The sequence below is a fragment of the Chitinophaga sp. 05T412 genome, from assembly GCF_056396465.1.
In genome coordinates, this window is record NZ_JBFTLN010000001.1 from 1 (window position 1) to 18,563 (window position 18,563).

The 18,563-nt window shown below is 44.6% G+C and carries 12 protein-coding genes; 7 read left to right on the forward strand and 5 right to left on the reverse strand.

Annotation, left to right across the window (positions count from 1 at the left end):
- A partial coding sequence (locus AC1DFM_RS00005; RefSeq protein WP_477074671.1) for a Calx-beta domain-containing protein occupies positions 1-5,579 on the reverse strand: 5,579 nt, incomplete at its 3' end.
- A 494-nt stretch (positions 5,580-6,073) separates the two neighbouring features.
- Between AC1DFM_RS00005 and ahcY the strand changes: the two genes are divergently transcribed.
- Together ahcY and AC1DFM_RS00015 are read left to right on the forward strand one after the other, a co-directional pair.
- The gene (ahcY, locus tag AC1DFM_RS00010) at positions 6,074-7,402 is read left to right on the forward strand and encodes an adenosylhomocysteinase (RefSeq protein WP_477074672.1); all 1,329 of its coding nucleotides are present in this window, start codon (positions 6,074-6,076) and stop codon (positions 7,400-7,402) included.
- A 182-nt stretch (positions 7,403-7,584) separates the two neighbouring features.
- Positions 7,585-8,316: a pyridoxine 5'-phosphate synthase gene (locus AC1DFM_RS00015; protein WP_477074673.1), complete on the forward strand. Its 732-nt coding sequence runs from the start codon at positions 7,585-7,587 to the stop codon at positions 8,314-8,316.
- Between the two features lie 237 nt (positions 8,317-8,553).
- Here AC1DFM_RS00015 and lon read toward each other — a convergent pair whose 3' ends face one another.
- The 4 genes from lon to AC1DFM_RS00035 form a co-directional block, all read right to left on the reverse strand.
- Positions 8,554-10,956 carry an endopeptidase La gene (gene lon, locus AC1DFM_RS00020; RefSeq protein ID WP_477074674.1) on the reverse strand — a complete coding sequence of 801 codons (2,403 nt, stop codon included), beginning with the start codon at positions 10,954-10,956 and terminating at the stop codon, positions 8,554-8,556.
- A 244-nt stretch (positions 10,957-11,200) separates the two neighbouring features.
- On the reverse strand, positions 11,201-11,812 hold the full coding sequence (locus AC1DFM_RS00025; protein ID WP_477074675.1) for a porin family protein: 612 nt from the start codon (positions 11,810-11,812) through the stop codon (positions 11,201-11,203).
- Between the two features lie 110 nt (positions 11,813-11,922).
- Complete coding sequence (locus tag AC1DFM_RS00030) at positions 11,923-12,831, reverse strand: TorF family putative porin (protein ID WP_477074676.1); 909 nt, start codon at positions 12,829-12,831, stop codon at positions 11,923-11,925.
- Between the two features lie 113 nt (positions 12,832-12,944).
- Positions 12,945-14,213 carry a metallophosphoesterase gene (locus tag AC1DFM_RS00035; protein WP_477074677.1) on the reverse strand — a complete coding sequence of 423 codons (1,269 nt, stop codon included), beginning with the start codon at positions 14,211-14,213 and terminating at the stop codon, positions 12,945-12,947.
- A gap of 381 nt (positions 14,214-14,594) precedes the next feature.
- On the opposite strand from AC1DFM_RS00035, the gene AC1DFM_RS00040 reads away from it, so the two are divergent.
- The 5 genes from AC1DFM_RS00040 (at position 14,595) to dapB (ending at position 18,512) form a co-directional block, all read left to right on the forward strand.
- A complete protein-coding gene (locus AC1DFM_RS00040; RefSeq protein WP_477074678.1) occupies positions 14,595-15,275 on the forward strand; it encodes a metal-dependent hydrolase in 681 nt (226 codons plus the stop codon).
- Positions 15,276-15,343: 68 nt separating this feature from the next.
- A complete protein-coding gene (locus AC1DFM_RS00045) occupies positions 15,344-16,165 on the forward strand; it encodes a ParA family protein (protein WP_291929091.1) in 822 nt (273 codons plus the stop codon).
- The gene (locus tag AC1DFM_RS00050) at positions 16,149-17,066 is read left to right on the forward strand and encodes a ParB/RepB/Spo0J family partition protein (protein WP_477074679.1); all 918 of its coding nucleotides are present in this window, start codon (positions 16,149-16,151) and stop codon (positions 17,064-17,066) included. Before AC1DFM_RS00045 ends, AC1DFM_RS00050 begins: the two co-directional genes overlap by 17 nt.
- A gap of 58 nt (positions 17,067-17,124) precedes the next feature.
- A complete protein-coding gene (locus AC1DFM_RS00055; protein WP_477074680.1) occupies positions 17,125-17,760 on the forward strand; it encodes a DUF5683 domain-containing protein in 636 nt (211 codons plus the stop codon).
- Between the two features lie 41 nt (positions 17,761-17,801).
- Positions 17,802-18,512 (forward strand): 4-hydroxy-tetrahydrodipicolinate reductase, encoded by a 711-nt coding sequence (gene dapB, locus AC1DFM_RS00060; protein ID WP_477074681.1) that lies wholly within the window; start codon positions 17,802-17,804, stop codon positions 18,510-18,512.
- Positions 18,513-18,563 lie beyond the last annotated feature (51 nt).

Genomic DNA, 18,563 nt, shown 5'->3' on the forward strand with positions numbered 1-18,563 from the left:
TTGATGTAAAGACTTGTACTACGCGCTGGCATCTTCACATCGCTCTTATTACCATCTATGAACAACGCGCCTTCATCGCTGAATACACCGTTAGGCAGCGTTTGAATAGTAGTAGTTCCATTGGTACCATTCACCGGAATGCTGATGCTTGCAGGGAAGCTCACATAGCGGTCGTTGCCAATCGCAACAGACTTTACTACATCTTTTGTCAGATTGATGGTCCATGCTTTACCTGCTTTCCAGCCATGTGGGAAGGTAGCGGTAATCACGGAGCTTTGTCCTTCGTTAACGCTATCCGGAGCACAGCTCAGTAACACAGAATCACCCGCTGGGAATGGATACTGCGCATCTTTAATGGTCAGATCTACGCTGGCAGGATTAAAGGTATAAGGCGTATTATAAATATCACTGATGGCTGGTATGATATGAATATCTTCCACATCTTCTACCAGAATGTCACCAGCTACTTTCACTTCAATAGCGGCTAATGCAGTAGTAAAGGTTGTATCTGTTGGTAAGCTGTAATCTGTATCACGTGTAGCCGTACCAGTAGTTGGCAGGGATACTTTAATTGGTATTTCAGTAGTCACGCCGGCTGGCAGTTTAAAGCCAATCTGTTGTGTCGTGTTTTCCGGCATGCCGGCAGCTGGTGGTGTGAACGTGATCACGGTTTTAGTGCCGTCTCTGCGGGTAGCATCGTTGATTTTCAACGACACATCTGCTACTGTGTAACCAGGAGAGTTAGTAACGGCAGCGGCGATATTCAATTGCTCATCTTTCTCCAGAATCTGATCTGTCACTGCTTTAATAACCGGCGCAACAGTTGTGAACACAGAAGTATCTTGTGGGAATGTAATAGATGTTTGCAGGTATTGGAAGTCAGTTGCTGCGGCTTCCGTTCCGGCTGCTCTGGTGGTCAGTGCAATGGTCAGCGGTTTAGCGGAGTGGTAACCTGCCGGCAGCGACATTTTAAATGCCGTGCTGTTACCTTCGGTCAGGGCTGCGCTGTCTGATACGATGGTCAGTACCTTCTTTGAAGGGTCTGTATTGTCTTTGATATAAAGACTGGTGCTGCGCGCTGGCATCTTCACATCGCTCTTATTACCATCTATGAACAACGCGCCTTCATCGCTGAATACGCCATTAGGTAGCGTTTGAATAGTGGTAGTTCCGTTGGTACCATTCACCGGAATGCTGATGCTGGCAGGGAAGCTCACATAGCGGTCGTTGCCAATCGCAACAGACTTTACTACATCTTTTGTCAGATTGATGGTCCACGCTTTGCCTGCTTTCCAGCCGTGCGGGAAGGTAGCGGTAATCACGGAGCTTTGTCCTTCGTTTACGCTATCCGGAGCACAGCTCAGTAATACGGAGTCGCCCGCCGGGAATGGATACTGCGCATCTTTAATCGTCAGATCTACGCTGGCTGGATTAAAGGTATAAGCCGTATTATAAATATCACTGATGGTTGGTATGATATGGATGTCTTCCACATCTTCTACCAGCATGTCACCAGCTACTTTTACTTCAATAGCTGCTAATGCAGTGGTGAAGGTAGTGTCTGTTGGTAAGCTGTAATCTGTATTACGTGTAGCCGTACCTGTAGCTGGCAGGGATACTTTAATTGGTATTTCAGTAGTCACGCCGGCTGGTAGCTTAAAGCCAATCTGCTGCGTAGTGTTTTCCGGCATACCGGCTGCTGGCGGTGTAAACGTGATCACGGTTTTAGTGCCATCTCTACGAGTAGCATCATTAATTTTGAATTGTACATCTGCTACCATGTAGCCAGGTGAGTTAGTAACCGCAGCGGCGATATTCAATTGCTCATCTTTCTCCAGGATCTGGTCTACCAGCGCTTTAATCACTGGTGAAGCAGTTGTGAACACAGAAGTATCTTGTGGGAATGTAATAGATGTTTGCAGGTATTGGAAGTCAGTAGCTGAGGCTTCCGTTCCGGCTGCTCTGGTGGTCAGTGCAATGGTCAGCGGTTTAGCGGAGTGGTAACCTGCTGGCAGCGACATTTTGAATGCTGTTGAGTTACCTTCCGTCAGGGCTGCGCTGTCTGATACGATGGTCAGTACCTTCTTTGAAGGGTCCGTATTGTCTTTGATATAAAGACTGGTGCTGCGCGCTGGCATCTTCACATCGCTCTTATTACCATCTATGAACAACGCACCTTCATCGCTGAATACGCCATTAGGCAGTGTTTGAATAGTAGTAGTTCCGTTGGTACCATTCACCGGAATACTGATGCTGGCTGGGAAGCTCACATAGCGGCCGTTGCCTACCGTAGACTTCACCATATCTTTTGTCAGATTCACGGTCCAGGCTTTACCTGCTTTCCAGCCATGCGGGAAAGTAGCGGTAATGGTAGCGCCGGCTCCTTCCAGCACACTGTCCGGGGCACAACTCAGTAATACAGAGTCACCCGCCGGGAATGGATACTGCGCATCTTTGATTGTCAGATCAAATGTGGCAGGGCTGAAGGTGTAGGTAGTATTATAAAGGTCAGTGACAGATGGCGTAATGTGAATAGCTTCATCATCTTCCACTAGTATATCTCCCGCTACATTTAATTCAATAGTAGCAGATGATGTGGTAAAGCTGGTATCTGTTGGCAGACTATAATCCGTGTTACGTGTAGCCGTACCAGTTGCAGGCAGTGATACTTTAATTGGTATTTCAGTAGTTACACCGGCAGGCAGGGCAAAACCAATTTGTTGGGTGCTGTTTTCCGGCATGGTCGCTGTTGGCGGCGTAAAGGTGATCACGGTTTTGGTGCCATCCCTGCGGGTGGCATCATTAATTTTGAACTGTGCATCTGCTACCGTATAACCAGTAGCACCACTAACGGTACCGGATATATTTAACTGTTCATCTTTCTCTATGATCTGGTCAGTCAGCGCTTTGATCACTTCACTGGTGGTAGTAAATACAGAAGTATCTTTCGGGAAAGTAATAGATGTTTGCAGGTATTTGAAATCGGTGGCTGCTGCTTCCGTGCCAGTTGCATTGGTGGTGAGCGCAATGGTCAGTGGTTTGGAAGAGCGGTAACCTGCTGGCAGCGACATTTTGAACCGGGTACTATCGCCTTCTTTCAAGGCCACGCTATCTGCTGTCAGCGTCACTACTTTTTTAGACGGATCTGTCATATCTACGATCGTCACTTTCACACTGTCTTTTACCAGGATGCCGTTATCCGGAGAATTTCCTACCAATACCAGATCACGGGTATCATCAAAAATGGTATTCGCGGTATTGGTAATGTAAACGGTATCGGAAAGAGTACGATTAGGCTGAATAGTCACCGAATCTTTCGCAAAAGTATAGCTACCAGGTAAAGCGGTAGAAGAGCCCCCCGTCTTAAATTTCACTTTGATCGGAATCTGCGTGGAGAGGCCACTGGGCAACTCTGCCCATACATATGGCGAAGTACCTTCATTGGCGCTGTTGGCAGAAATATGTAAAATCACCGGCGCTGTCATCGGCAATTGTGCATCCAGGATATCCAGGTTAACAGGCGTATTCGTTAATACGGTGTGGGCAGTACTTTCTGTTAAAGTAAGCGACAGGTTTAGCTGCTCTGTTCCTTCAATTTTATTGTCGTCTATAATTTTGAAGACAACGGTAGTATCATGTCCAATAATCACGGCGGTATCCGGCAATTGATAATCCGCGTTATTCGTTGCAGTGGAAGTTGGTAATTTATTTATTTTAATACCTATTGGCAATTGGGTAGTTACATTTGGTGGCAGGCTGAAAGTCAGCTTTCCATCATACGGCTCCTTCAGCGACGCTGGGGGGTCTGATTTTATAGCTACTGTTGTGAGAGATGGATTCAAGCGGGTAGAATCCAGCAGGGTCAGGGATTGCGAAAAAGTTTGTGCTTCTCCCATTACAACAGCATCTGCTTTCAGCTTAATCAGTTTATCTTTTTCAATGATGCTGTCGAGCGTAGCTCTTATTGGAATATTCACTCCATTGGCGTTTATTTCTATATAAGCGCTTGAATTATAAGTAAAGTCAATACCCGCCTTCGCCTCACTATCATTTTGCACAGACAGGTTTACCAATGTTCTTTCAGAAGCAAGTACGCCTGGAGGCAACGCTACGCGCACACTATCAATAAAGCCTTCTTTAATTTGGGTGGGAGCGGTGAGTACGATGTTTTTAGGTTCATCGTCTTTAATGGTATAGGTGCAGGTGGTGGTGTCGGAAGGATCTGTACTGATCAGCAACAATTGGTTCTCCTGTACCTGTTCCAGTTGTAGGGTGAAATGGCGGCTATACTCTAATTTATTATTACCAATAATCTTGATATTCTTCAAATCAATGGAATCTCCGACGGCATAGGTGCGAGCCGGAATCATATAACCTCCCTGAAAGGTAAAATCTGTATTCAATACAGCGGCACGGGCATCTCCGGGAGTGGCAGGCAGCAGATTTACCTTTACATAGATGGGAGATGTTACTGTACCTCCCGATTTTACTACCAGTTTTAAGTTATAAGGATCATGCGTATTACCCGCTGCGCCTTCCAACCCCTCTGCATTAGCTCTTGCGAATGCTACAGTGATGGGTGAGGTGCCGGTACTGAGGGGTGTGCCATTTAGTGGCAAGTTAATCGGCAGCAAGCTATCTCCATAGGAAACACCCATTCTAGTACCTACTGCCCGGTACGCATCAGATTTCAATCCCATGTTCGTATGTGCCGCCATTCCCTGCCGCGCATTTACTGGGCTCGGTGGGATGACGGGAATTGGATCCACCTGTTCCATGGCGTAATCCAGCAAATTATTAGTATTAATGTTAGCAGACATTCGGGAAGAAGCGTTACCTACCGAATAAGAAGCAAAGTTGTTATACGCATGATAGGCGTGAATCAATGGCCCCGGAGTAGCGGCGGTACCGTGTACGTTACTACTTCTCCTAAGTGCTATTACAGCACCCGCTCCTTCCAGGTAACCGTATTGAACTCTATTGTTATTGTTATCTACATCGGGGTGTGCGAAATTAGGTTCCTGCAGCGTGGCATATTCGTCTACATAAATTTGCGGAATCACGTAATAATTTTCATTATACACCGTATAATCAAGCGTATAATACTTATTAGGTGCCACATAACTGATGGTCATTATCACCGTAGTAGGATAAACAGTTCCATCACCCGGATCCGCATTATTCACCACCCCAATCAGGCTTACCTGATAGGGATCACTTGCCGTACCGCTACCCATCAAAGGAGAAACGGAGGAGTAATGCACATCAAGCATCGGTCCGTAAGTACGCGGTATATCGATATTAAAAGCTAAATGTGTTGCTGCCCCCAGATAATATGGTGAGTTGGCATCTTTCGCCGTTTCAGCATTACCTTTTCTGTATACTACGTAAGTACCATCATCGTTTACCACTATTTTCAGTCCATTAGTAGGATTAGTTCCACCAGTAGGATTAATAGTAACAAGAGGAGTTTGTGCATTTACACCAATGCTTATACTAAAAAACGCGATGATCAGGTAGAGGGCCCGCAATAAGCGTGCGTGGATACGACGGGGCATACCTTGCTTAATCAATTTCATAGGATGGGAAAGGAGTAACATATAAGCGTGTAAATTTCTATTTATACATATAGATTTTTAGTCAAAAATGCGTAAAACAGTCCTTTGTAAAACCCTATATGCGAATCTCTAAATTGGCTCTCCCGGTAGCATCTAATAATGTTTCTTTCTTTCTTCTGATGAAACTGAAAAACCCGCTACCGGCAATTATATAATGTCTCAATCTGATGGTGGAGGGGGCGCCTGAGACCTCTAAATGGCATTTTGATGATTACGGTATTTATTTTATACCCTTCCACCTGTCACACATTTCCAAACAATTAAATATAAAATCATATATTTTAATTAGCAAATCTATAATAATATTTATATTAAATCAAAATAATTTATGGATTTGGGAGTTATAGGCCTCCTTACCGGGCGGTTAACAGAATTTTAGGGCCTGCTGTCACCTCAACACAGTATCATTATGTTAAAAGTTAAAATAACCCTAGATTTGCAAAAAATAATTCAGCATGTCGACAGTTGCAAAGTCCAATATTGATTTTAGCCTCGAATACAAGGTAAAAGATATGTCCTTGGCGGCCTGGGGTCGTAAGGAGATAGAACTGGCAGAAGCAGAAATGCCTGGTTTGATGTCATTGAGAGAAGAATATGGTAATACCAAGCCTTTACAGGGCGCGCGCGTTGCCGGTTGCTTACACATGACTATTCAAACAGCCGTATTAATTGAAACACTGGTACACCTGGGTGCGGAAGTACGCTGGAGCTCCTGTAACATATTCTCTACACAGGATCACGCTGCTGCTGCTATCGCTGCTGCCGGCGTACCTGTATTTGCCTGGAAAGGTTTAAATGAAGCCGACTTTGATTGGTGCATTGAACAAACCCTGTTCTTCGGTAGCCCTGACCGTCCACTGAACATGATCCTGGACGATGGTGGTGACCTCACCAACATGGTGTTTGACAAATACCCTGAACTTATCCAGCATATCAAAGGATTAAGTGAAGAAACCACTACTGGCGTTCACCGCTTATACGAGCGTATGAAAGCGGGTACCTTACCAATGCCTGCTATCAACATCAACGACTCTGTTACCAAATCCAAATTTGATAATAAATATGGTTGCCGCGAATCCTGCGTAGATGCGATCCGTCGCGCTACCGATGTAATGATCGCTGGTAAAGTAGCAGTTGTTGCTGGTTTTGGTGACGTAGGTAAAGGTTCCGCTGAATCACTGAGAGGTGCCGGCGCCCGTGTAATCGTTACTGAAATTGACCCTATTTGCGCTTTACAGGCTGCAATGGAGGGTTATGAAGTAAAGAAAATGAACGACGCGGTAAAAGAAGCAGATATCATCGTTACCACCACTGGTTGCCGCGATATCATCACCGGCGAACACTTCAAACTGATGAAAGATAAATGCATCGTTTCCAATATCGGTCACTTCGATATCGAAATTGATGTAGCCTGGTTAAATAAAAACTACGGTAATACCAAAGTTGAAATCAAACCACAGGTAGATAAATATACCATCGACGGTAAAGATATCATCCTGCTGGCTGAAGGCCGCCTGGTAAACCTGGGTTGCGCTACCGGCCACCCCTCTTTCGTAATGAGTAACTCCTTTACCAACCAGGTACTGGCGCAACTGGAACTCTGGCTGCACTCAGAAAACTACGAAAACAAAGTATACGTACTGCCTAAACATCTCGATGAAAAAGTAGCACGCTTACACCTGAAAAAAGTCGGCGTAGAACTGGATGTCCTCACTACTTCTCAATCCGAATATCTCGGCATTCCGGTAGCAGGACCATTCAAACCAGACTACTACAGATATTAATAGCTGAAGGCATAAAGCTGAAAGCAAAAAGCTATTGCAGCGATTGATCAGAGCGAATAATTAAAACGTGTATGCGTTTTAATTATTCGCTCTGCTTTTTTCACTACAATCATCCGCTGCAATAGCTTTTTGCTTTCTGCTTTATGCTTTGTGCTTTCTGTTATAAGAAGTATTTTTGCACCATGACAAAGCTGAGTGTAAACATCAACAAGTTTGCTACCCTGCGAAATGCACGGGGAGGCAACCTACCGGATATTTTGAAAGTGGCACAGGATTGCGAACGTTTCGGTGCTGATGGTATCACCGTCCACCCACGCCCCGATGAACGTCATATCCGCTATCAGGATGTTAGAGACCTGAAACCATTAGTGACCACAGAATTTAATATCGAAGGATATCCTTCACAGGATTTTATGGACCTCGTACTGGCCGTAAAACCCCACCAATGTACCTTGGTACCAGATCCGCCCAATGCCATTACTTCCAATACCGGATGGGATACTATCGCTTATCAGTCGCAACTGAAAGATGTGATCTCTACCCTCAAAAAAGCAGGCATCCGGGTATCCATATTCCTCAATGCTGATGTCACTAAAGTAGAAGGCGCCAAAACCGCCGGAGCTGACCGCATCGAGTTATATACCGGCCCTTACGCCGAAGAATATACGAATGCACGGACACAGCCGCAAAACCTGCAGCTGTTCAACGACTATAAAAACACCGCGAAAGAAGCCACCGCTATTGGCCTCGATCTGAACGCCGGACATGACCTCAACCTCGATAACCTCCGCTTCTTCAAACTGCATATTCCGCAACTGAAAGAAGTTTCTATCGGACATGCACTGGTGGCGGATGCACTTTATTTCGGCCTGGAAAATACTATACAGCTGTATAAACGCCAGCTGGCAGATTAAGCAAAAAGCTGAAAGCAAAAAGCTATTGAAGCGAGTGATTATTGCGGATATAATATTCCCGCTTTTCACTCCCTTCAATAGCTTTTTACTTTCTGCTCAATAATAAAGCCATTCCCGATCAAGGAATGGCTTTATAACCCTTAAAACAATCAACATGAAGCTCACAACGGGTCACAACTAAACCGTTATGAACTATATATAATTTGCCATCATGACTGATAGCAATGTTACGTGTATTTACTTCTTTAATAACGCAATATCCAGCACTTGGTTCATTTCACGTACATAATGGAACTTCATTCCTTTGATATAGGAAGGATTGATGTCCTTAATGTCCTTCTCATTTTGCCAGCACAGAATAATTTCCCGGATACCTGCCCTTTTGGCCGCCAGTATTTTTTCCTTAATACCACCTACCGGTAATACCTGACCACGCAAGGTAATTTCACCGGTCATCGCCAGATAAGATTTTACCTTACGGCCTGAGAAGATGGAAGCCAATGCTGTCATCATCGTGATACCTGCACTCGGACCATCTTTAGGTACCGCTCCTTCAGGAATATGCAGATGCACACTCTTTGTAGTAAATAACTTCGGATCAAGCTTCAGCTCTACTGCGTGTGAATGCAGATAGCTCAATGCTGTTACCGCCGATTCTTTCATCACATTCCCCAGGTTACCTGTTAGTTTCAGGTCACCTTTTCCTTCACTCAAACTACTTTCTATAAACAGGATATCACCGCCTACATAAGTCCAGCCCAACCCTACGGCTACTCCCGGCGGATTACCCACTTTATAGATTTCATTTGAATAGCGGGGTTTACCCAATATACGCTGCAAGTCCTCGTCGGTTAATGCTGTCGGCAATTTCTCTTCCATTGCCACTTGCTTGGCCAGATTACGCATGATCGCAGCAAATTGCCTGTCCAGTTCACGCACCCCGCTCTCACGGGTATAATCTGATATCAACTGCTCAATAACCGGGTTCGCAATCTTTATTTTAGTAGTTGCTAATCCATGTGCTTCCTGTTGCTTCGGTAACAGGTGCCTTTTCGCGATTTCAACCTTTTCTTCGATAGAATAACCGCTCAGGTCAATAATCTCCAGCCTGTCGCGCAGCGCAGGATGAATAGAATTGATATTGTTGGCAGTAGCAATAAACAACACCTTGCTCAGGTCATATTCCAGCTCCAGGTAGTTGTCGTAGAAGGTACTATTCTGCTCGGGATCCAGTACTTCCAGTAAGGCGGAACTAGGATCGCCGCGCATATCATTGCCTATTTTGTCAATTTCATCCAGGATCATTACCGGGTTGGACGACTTTGTTTTGCGGATAGACTGTACCACCCTTCCTGGCATAGCACCAATATAGGTTTTACGATGTCCTCGGATTTCACTTTCGTCATGTAAACCGCCCAAACTTAAACGCACATATTTACGGCCTACTGCATTGGCAATAGAACGTCCCAATGAGGTTTTACCAATACCCGGAGGGCCTACAAAACACAGGATTGGAGATTTCATATCTCCTTTCAGTTTTAAAACAGCCAGGTATTCCAGTATACGTTCCTTGATTCTATCCATGCCGTAATGGTCATGGTCCAATACTTTCTTCGCCTTTTTCAGGTCGTAGCTATCGGTGGTATATTCGCCCCATGGCAGGTCCAGTAAGAGATCCAGGTGGTTATATACCACGCTGTAATCAGGAGTGCTGGGATGCATACGCTCCAGTTTCTCAATGCCTTTGGCAAAAGCTTCTGCAGCAGCAGCAGGCCATTTCTTTTCTTCTGCCTTACGCTTCATTTCTTTCAGCTCGCGGTCATTGGCATCACCACCCAATTCTTCCTTGATAGACTTCATCTGCTGCTGCAGGAAATAATCCCGCTGCTGCTTGTCCAGGTCTGCCTTGGTTTTGTTGGTAATTTTATTCTTCAGTTCCGCCAGCTGTAATTCTGTTTGCAACAACTTCATCAACAGTTCGGCACGGGTGCGCAGATTGTTGATTTCCAGCAATTGCTGTTTGTCTTTTAAATCAGAATTAAGATTGGAAGAAACGAAATGCACCAGGAACGATGGATTTTCGATATTCTTCAGGATAATGCTGGCTTCTGAAGGCAGGTTAGGCGACAGCTGAATAATCTGTGCAGCCAGGTCCTTAATAGAAGAAATATATGCTTCAAACTCTGAATCGTCTTCCGCAGCTTCATCCTGCAACAGACTGATTTTGGCTTTGAAGTAGGGATCTTCTGTTACAATTTCATCTATTTTAAAGCGCTTACGGCCCTGAATAATGATGGTGGTACCACCATCCGGCATTTTGATGAGCTTAACAATACGGGCAACGGTACCTACATCACTCAGGTCTGTTACTTCCGGGTCCTCTATGGTGCTGTCTTTCTGCGCCACTACACCGATTGATTTATCAGTTTTGTAGGCGTCATTAACCGCTTTTATTGACTTATCCCGGCCTACCGTAATTGGCAGCACAACACCCGGAAATAATACCGTATTTCTTAATGGTAATAATGCCAGTTCATCGGGAATCTTTTCATCCTCCTGTCCTTCCCCATCTTCATTCAAAGGGATAATAGGCATGAACTCCATTTCATCTTCCGAATTTCCTAAATAAAATCTGTTCATCTGAGTTATTTAAAGCCTCATGAGGACATTCTGTCAGACAATCCTGTGTAAGTCCTCTATTTTTTATGTATCCCTACATTGTCAAGTTTGATGCCAAGTGACGAAGCGGCAGTCGGCAGCTAAACAGCATTTAGCCTTTAGCTGTCAGCTTTCAGCCATTGGCTCAAAATAAAAATGCCACGAAGAAGAACGTGATATACATTCCTCCCAGCGGCATTTTTTGCTAAAAAATAAACGTTAACGGCTAGAAGCTAACTCCCACGCCTAATTGTATGCTCTGATTTTTCCAGTTACCGGTGTTAGTAATACTTTCCGCATTCTTAACATCATTAAAGCCAATAATGTAGCGGGCACTAATGTTAATAATTGGTAATTGCAGCCATAAACCAGCTACACCGGAAATTTCACCACCTTTGAAAGCCTGATTGGCAGCACCCAGTACTTTTTTGTCACTTACCAAAGCGCCGAATTGAGGACCTACCTGGAGTTTCAAACGTGGGGTACCTAAGTCAATATTGGCTAATAAAGGAATACTCAGGTAGTTCAGGTTGATTTTCTTACGATCTTCAGCAGTACTTACGCCCTGATAAATTTTGCTGTATTGATCTGTTGTTTCAGCTTTGGTAGAAGAAAAGATCACCTCTCCCTGTACACCAAACCCTTTTACCAGGTTTACCTGTGCAAATGCACCCAGGTGATATCCCAGTTTAAATCCATCCTGAAAACCAGATCCATCCAGCTTTCCGAGGTTCGCACCTCCTTTAACACCAAAGCGAAGGAATTTAGTACTCTGCGCATTAACGGTCGATACAGCAGCGATCATTAACACTGCTACGGCTAAAAACAGTTTTTTCATAAAAACATTTGTTAGTAATGGTTAAAATATAGACGTCTCAGGAACATGATACCCCTATCTTGCAATTACGCTGGCCGTAAATACAAATTCCGTGCTATTTGTTAAAGGAATCAAAAACTGTACGCCATACGGGCTGTGAAATAACTCATAATTCCCTCGTCGGTTCCGCCGAGAGACTTGAAGACAGTGAAAGAAGGCGCCAGGTTAATACGCCCTATAAAGTAGGAAAGATTCATGGTAACATCCACTGCGCGGGGTTCAAAATCGGTATGATCCTCAAAGTTTAATTCCTTCCCGGGATGCCTTTTTGTTTTCATCAGTTTCGGCGATCGGGAAATGTACTGGAATGCTTTGAGATTACTGTAATAGTTAGCCGTACCCAATGTAAAATTTACAGAAGGAGTAAACATGATAATGTCTGTCCGGGCCAATACGCGGGAATAAATGAAGGGGTGCCTGATGGCGGCAATGATGTTAAAGTCGTTCCCTCGAAGTGTTTCCCGAACATGCAATCCCTCTGTTACATCTTTTCCCCATCCGTAATCCAGGCTCAAACCCGGTTGCAGCCACCATTTGCGATAATAGAAATAAGCAAATATTTCATTCTTAATCGGCGTAGCTGGCACATCACTGGAATCAGAATACATATAACGGGTGTAAGAAATTCCGGTCAGGAAATTCTTGTTTTTCGTATAGTCGTATCCTGCAGTCAGGTCCCATTCAAACCACGGGTTATTATTAGCATTAAAAAGATAATAGCTGCTAATACCGGCATAAAAGCCGCTTTTATGATAATAACTAAGCGAAGGAGATACAAATGTTTTCAAAACGATCGGCGTCTCAAAGTTGGCCACTTTACTCCCGTAGGCTGGATTATTACCATACCCGATGCCAGCCACAACCTCGCTTTTTTGCTGCTTCTGCAACAGCGAATCAAGCTGCTTTTCCAGCTCTGCCAAGGTTTGTCCCGCTGCAATACGGCTACATAACAACAGGAAGGTTAAGAAGTATAGGCGCATGTTTAATGAGTACGTACCTGCAAGATAAGCGTAATTCGGCATTGATATACCGCAGATCCCATGAATGGGACGAATGTGTGGTTAAACACTGCTTTTCTGTCGGTCAACCCTTCTTATGCCAGATCTATCACTGTAATTTCCGGTAAAATACCTACTCTTCCGGGATAGCCCAGGAAGCCAAATCCGCGGTTTACGTATAGGAATTGCTCGCCTTTCTTATATAATCCCGCCCATTCCTTGTAAAAATATTGGGCAGGGCTCCATTTCAGGCCCGGGATTTCCACGCCAAACTGCATCCCATGGGTATGGCCTGCCAGCATCAGGTCAATGTCCGGGTATTCGGGGCGTACCTGTGCATTCCAGTGGGTAGGGTCATGCGACAATAATATTTTAAACGGAATATGCTCTATCCCTTCGTAGGCCCGTTTCAGGTCGCCATAGCGGGGGAAACGCTTGATAGCACTCCAATTCTCCACACCTATTAAAGCAATTTGTTCTCCATTACGCTCCAGTACCGCGTTCTCGTTCAGCATCAGCTTCCAGCCCAGCTCTCCGTGTACGGCCTTCAGGCGTTCCAGGTTGGCGTGTTGCATAGCACTGTACCCATTAGGCGTTTTATCAGGCCAGGGATAGTATTCACCGTAATCATGGTTACCGAGCGAGGAATACACGCCCATAGGAGCTTTCACCTCGCGGAAGGCATCCATCCACTGGTTCATTTCATCGGCGCGGTCATTCACAAGATCACCGGTAAACAGCACCAGGTCTGGCTTTTGATCGTTAATCAATTTTATACCTTTCAGTACTGCCTTGTGGTCTGCGAAGCTACCGGAGTGAATATCCGAAATCTGCACAATGCGCAGCCCTTTAAAGGCGGCCGGCAATTGCTTAAATGCCAGTTTTATTTTATGTACACGGTAGTTATACTTGTTGGAAAAACCATACATCAGGGTGGCAAAGAAAGTACCTCCGGTAATTAATCCGAGACGGCTTAAAAACTGGGAACGGGTAATGCCGCTTACTACTCCGGGCGCTACATCGGCGGTGGGGGTACCGGAAAAACGGCGGATCAGCCATACAAGGCCTCTTCTTACGTCGTCCAGCAGCAGGAATACCGTTACCAGCAGCTTTGCCACGACCAGTCCCATAAAAATAGCGGTGAGCGTAGATTTAACCGGGGTAGGCCAGTTGTGCCAGTTGATATACGGCAACAGGGCGATGGTTAGCAGGATGGTGATAGATATAAACCAGTAAACAGAAAAGGTAATGTTTCTTACCCGGGGGGCCGACATATACACCATGGCTCTCACGGCCTGAAATACGTATATGTCCAACAATAGGAGAAAAACAATGAGAATAACAGAATTTAACCCAGGTCGCATTATAAAATTTTAATATAGTATATAATAATCAGGCAATTTAGTGCAAGTATTCTGGTTATAAAAGTTAAAACTGATTACCTGCTGCTATACAGACGAATAACAAAGGAGAACATTGTATGTTTTTATTTTTTTTATTAAGCTGGCAGAAACAGTACATTTGCTGGCAGGCCAGTATACAATAGATAATTTTAATATTTTAATAATGTATTAAACTTACCCCTGCTTAAACTGGTTAGAAACGAACCCGTTAACAAATTGAGTGGCCTGTTCTGCGAACAGTTTGTGTATAAATAAATATACTACAGCGGCCGATTTTTATGTAATCGTTGTATTTTTGTCCGATTAGGCTACTTTTAGAAATCCCGCAATAAAACGGTTATTATGAAGTATACTTGCTATGGACATTCCTGTTTTGCAGTGGAAATAAAGGGTAAAAAGATTCTTTTTGATCCTTTTATCACCCACAATGAGCTGGCCCAAAAAGTAGATATCCATGCCATTACGGCGGATTATATATTTGTGTCGCATGGTCATGAGGACCATACGGCCGACTTGCTGGATCTGGCCAAACGGACCAATGCGACGGTGGTATCCAATTATGAAATTGTGACCTGGGCAGGGAAACAGGGGGTGGAAAAACTGCATCCCATGAATACCGGTGGTAAATGGAAATTTGACTTTGGCACCGTAAAATGCGTGACAGCACAGCATTCCAGCAGTTTACCGGATGGCACTTATGGTGGTAATCCGATGGGATTTATATTTATGACGGAAGAAGGTAATTTTTATTATTCCGGCGATACCGCGCTCACATTAGACATGGAGCTGGTACCGGCCATTGCCTCTCTGGATTTTGCCGTACTGCCCATTGGTGATAATTTCACGATGGGTATTGAAGATGCAATAGCAGCGGCGGAATTGATAGAATGCGATAAAATAATTGGTGTACACTACAATACATTTGGCTACGTTAAGATTGATGTGAAAGAAGCATTACAACAGTTTGAAGATGCGGGGCTGGATTTGTTACTTCCTGAAATAGGCAGTACTATAGAGGTTTGAGGAAGAAGTAATCATTTATTGATTTATCCTTTATCCTATAAATAACCTTTGAATTTTTAAATTACACAATGGCTAGAATAATCGCAATCGCTAACCAAAAAGGTGGCGTAGGAAAAACTACAAGTGCAATAAACCTGGCAAGCAGCCTGGCTGTGCTGGAATTTAAAACATTGCTGGTAGATGCGGACCCTCAGGCAAACAGCACCACAGGACTGGGTTTCGACCTGCGTAATGTGCAGCAGAGTTTGTATGATTGTATGGTGAACGATGTGCATGCCAAAGACGTGATACTGGAATCAGATACTCCTAACCTGAAGGTGCTGCCCTCCCATATTGATCTGGTAGGCGCTGAACTGGAACTCATCAATCACCCTACCAGGGAAAGAGTGATGAAACAGGTAATCGATAGCGTGGAAGCGGATTATGATTTTGTAATTGTAGACTGTTCCCCTTCTCTCGGCTTGATCACGGTGAATGCACTGGTAGCATCCAACTCCGTAATCATCCCCGTACAATGCGAATTTTTTGCATTGGAAGGATTGGGTAAATTGCTCAATACCATCAAAATTGTACAAAGCCGCCTGAATACTGACCTGGAAATTGAAGGTATCCTGATGACCATGTACGATGGTCGCCTGCGCCTCAGTAACCAGGTAGTGGATGAAGTAAAACAACATTTTGAAGAAAGTGTGTTTAATACCATCATTCACCGCAACACCAAACTGGGCGAGGCTCCCAGCTTTGGTAAATCTGTAATTATGTATGATGCCGCCAGTACCGGTGCTATTAATTACCTGAACCTGGCAAAAGAAATTCTGCAGAAACATAACTACACTAAAATTAAATCCAAAGACAAAATCCTAGCTATCAACGATGACCAATCCAAGTAAGAAAGAGGCATTGGGTAAAGGCATCCGCTCACTGCTTCAAAACATTGACACAGACCTGAAGCAGACTGCCAGTACCCTGGGTGATAAGGTAGTAGCTACTGCTACCGGTATTGAACGCATTTCGCTCGATCAGATTGTTACCAATCCGAAACAGCCGCGTCGTGACTTCGATGAGGTTTCCTTGCAGGAGTTAAGCCAGTCTATTAAACTCCATGACATTATACAGCCGATTACCGTCGCTAAAATCAGCCTGAAAAAGTACCAGCTGATTGCCGGTGAACGACGCCTCAGAGCCAGCAAATTAGCCGGCCTGAAAGATATTCCCGCCTACGTTCGTCAGGTAAACGACCAGGAACTCCTGGAACTGGCACTGCTGGAAAATCTGCAACGTGAAAACCTCAATGCTATTGAGGTGGGATTAAGCTACAAACGGTTAATGGAAGAATGTACCCTCACACAGGAGCAGGTAGCCGACCGTATGGGCAAAGAAAGAAGTACTGTTACCAACTATATACGCCTGCTCAAACTGCCACCGGATATCCAGGTAGCGGTACGTAATGGTCAGCTCAGCATGGGACATGCCCGTGTACTCACTGGCGTGGAAAATGTGGAAAACCAATTGTTCCTCTACAATGAAATCCTCAAAGGCGGTCTGTCTGTTCGTCAAACAGAAGAACTGGCACGTAGAATTAATCAATCTGATAAAAATCCTCAGCAGAAATCTGCTAAACTGAAGCTGGCCCCTCCTTTCCAAAAAATTCAGGACCAACTGGCTTCTCACTTCTCGACTAAAGTAAAACTGGACAGAGGCAAAAGCGGCAAAGGAAGTATTTTAATTGAATTCTATTCAGATGAAGAACTGGATAGCATCCTGGAAAAAATAGATATATACGGTGGCTAATAAGTCGGAATACATACTTCATCTATTACAACGTGGCTGTTTATTGTTTTTGCTTGCAATGGTAATTGCTGTTCCCCTCCGGGCACAACAGGATACCCTGAGGCCAGCCAAAACATTGGATACCTCTCTGATACCTGCAGCAGGAAAAGATACGGTGAAAGCGAATAAAGCGATTTTCAACGATTCTTCTTACGTACCTATTGCCAGGTTGCCACACAGCCCACGTAAAGCAGCGCTTTTTTCGGCTGTAGTACCCGGACTGGGACAAGCTTACAACAGGGAGTACTGGAAAATGCCATTGGTGTACGCTGCCCTCGGTACTTGTACCTACTTCTTTATTGACAACATGAATACCTATAAGTTATTCCGCGACGGCTACCGCCTTCGCATGGATGGCAACCCGGATACGGATGTTACAGATAGCCGTATTAAAAACCTGCCTACGGAAGCACTCAAGGTATACCGCGATCAGTATCGCCAGTACGTGGATTATTCCGTATTGTTTTTCATACTGGCCTATGGACTGAATATTGTGGATGCTACTGTATTTGCGCACCTGCGCAACTTTGATATGTCTGATGATCTCAGTATGCGTGTTTCTCCCACAATAATCAACAATCGTACATTGGGCATAGGCGTTCATTTATCTATAGGCGGCAAAAAGAATAAGGGTAGCTACGTTGCCGGCCGTTAATCAATCTTTATCAATCAATCTAAATACAACTTTTAAGGGTCATGAAAATTGCGCTCATCGGATATGGTAAAATGGGAAAGGCGATAGAAGCTATTGCTACTGGTAAAGGGCATGAAATTGTTATCCGGGCTACCAGTAAAGACATCCTGACGAAGGAAGCATTGAGCCAGGCAGATGTAGCCATTGAGTTTACCGTGCCTGAAACGGCCTACGAAAACGTATTAAAATGCTTTGAGGCCAATGTACCGGTTGTTTCGGGCACTACAGGCTGGCTCGATAAATTACCCGAAATTAACGCCCTGTGTATCGAAAAAAAGCAGGCCTTTTTGCACGCCACCAATTTCAGTGTAGGCGTTAATATCTTCTTTGAACTGAATAAGAAACTGGCTGCCCTGATGGCCAACCAGCCGCAATACAATGTGTGGATGGAAGAAATTCATCACACACAGAAAAAGGATGCCCCCAGCGGCACCGCGATTTCCCTGGCAGAACAACTGCTGGCTTCCGTTACCCGCAAAACCGGCTGGGTAAATGAGGAAACCAGTGATCAGGAAAAGCTGTCTATTATTTCCAAAAGAATAGACCCGGCGCCAGGCACACACATCATCAATTATACCTCCCCCATCGACGATATTACCATTACCCATACCGCTCATTCCAGGGAAGGCTTTGCTGCCGGCGCTGTAGTAGCAGCAGAATGGCTCAAAGGCAAAACCGGCGTTTTCACAATGAGTGAGGTACTGGGATTCTAACGGCTAATGGCTAACAGCTAAAAACTGCTTATCTTTGCAGGAATATAACTG

Excerpts from the sequence above, each read along its gene's own strand:
- AC1DFM_RS00045 (WP_291929091.1), top strand. The coding sequence starts at position 15,344 with ATGGCTAGAATAATCGCAATCGCTAACCAAAAAGGTGGCGTAGGAAAA.
- AC1DFM_RS00050 (WP_477074679.1), top strand. The coding sequence starts at position 16,149 with ATGACCAATCCAAGTAAGAAAGAGGCATTGGGTAAAGGCATCCGCTCA.
- AC1DFM_RS00040 (WP_477074678.1), top strand. The coding sequence starts at position 14,595 with ATGAAGTATACTTGCTATGGACATTCCTGTTTTGCAGTGGAAATAAAG.
- AC1DFM_RS00030 (WP_477074676.1), bottom strand. The coding sequence starts at position 12,831 with ATGCGCCTATACTTCTTAACCTTCCTGTTGTTATGTAGCCGTATTGCA.
- ahcY (WP_477074672.1), top strand. The coding sequence starts at position 6,074 with ATGTCGACAGTTGCAAAGTCCAATATTGATTTTAGCCTCGAATACAAG.
- AC1DFM_RS00025 (WP_477074675.1), bottom strand. The coding sequence starts at position 11,812 with ATGAAAAAACTGTTTTTAGCCGTAGCAGTGTTAATGATCGCTGCTGTA.
- AC1DFM_RS00015 (WP_477074673.1), top strand. The coding sequence starts at position 7,585 with ATGACAAAGCTGAGTGTAAACATCAACAAGTTTGCTACCCTGCGAAAT.
- AC1DFM_RS00055 (WP_477074680.1), top strand. The coding sequence starts at position 17,125 with ATGGTAATTGCTGTTCCCCTCCGGGCACAACAGGATACCCTGAGGCCA.
- AC1DFM_RS00035 (WP_477074677.1), bottom strand. The coding sequence starts at position 14,213 with ATGCGACCTGGGTTAAATTCTGTTATTCTCATTGTTTTTCTCCTATTG.
- dapB (WP_477074681.1), top strand. The coding sequence starts at position 17,802 with ATGAAAATTGCGCTCATCGGATATGGTAAAATGGGAAAGGCGATAGAA.
- lon (WP_477074674.1), bottom strand. The coding sequence starts at position 10,956 with ATGAACAGATTTTATTTAGGAAATTCGGAAGATGAAATGGAGTTCATG.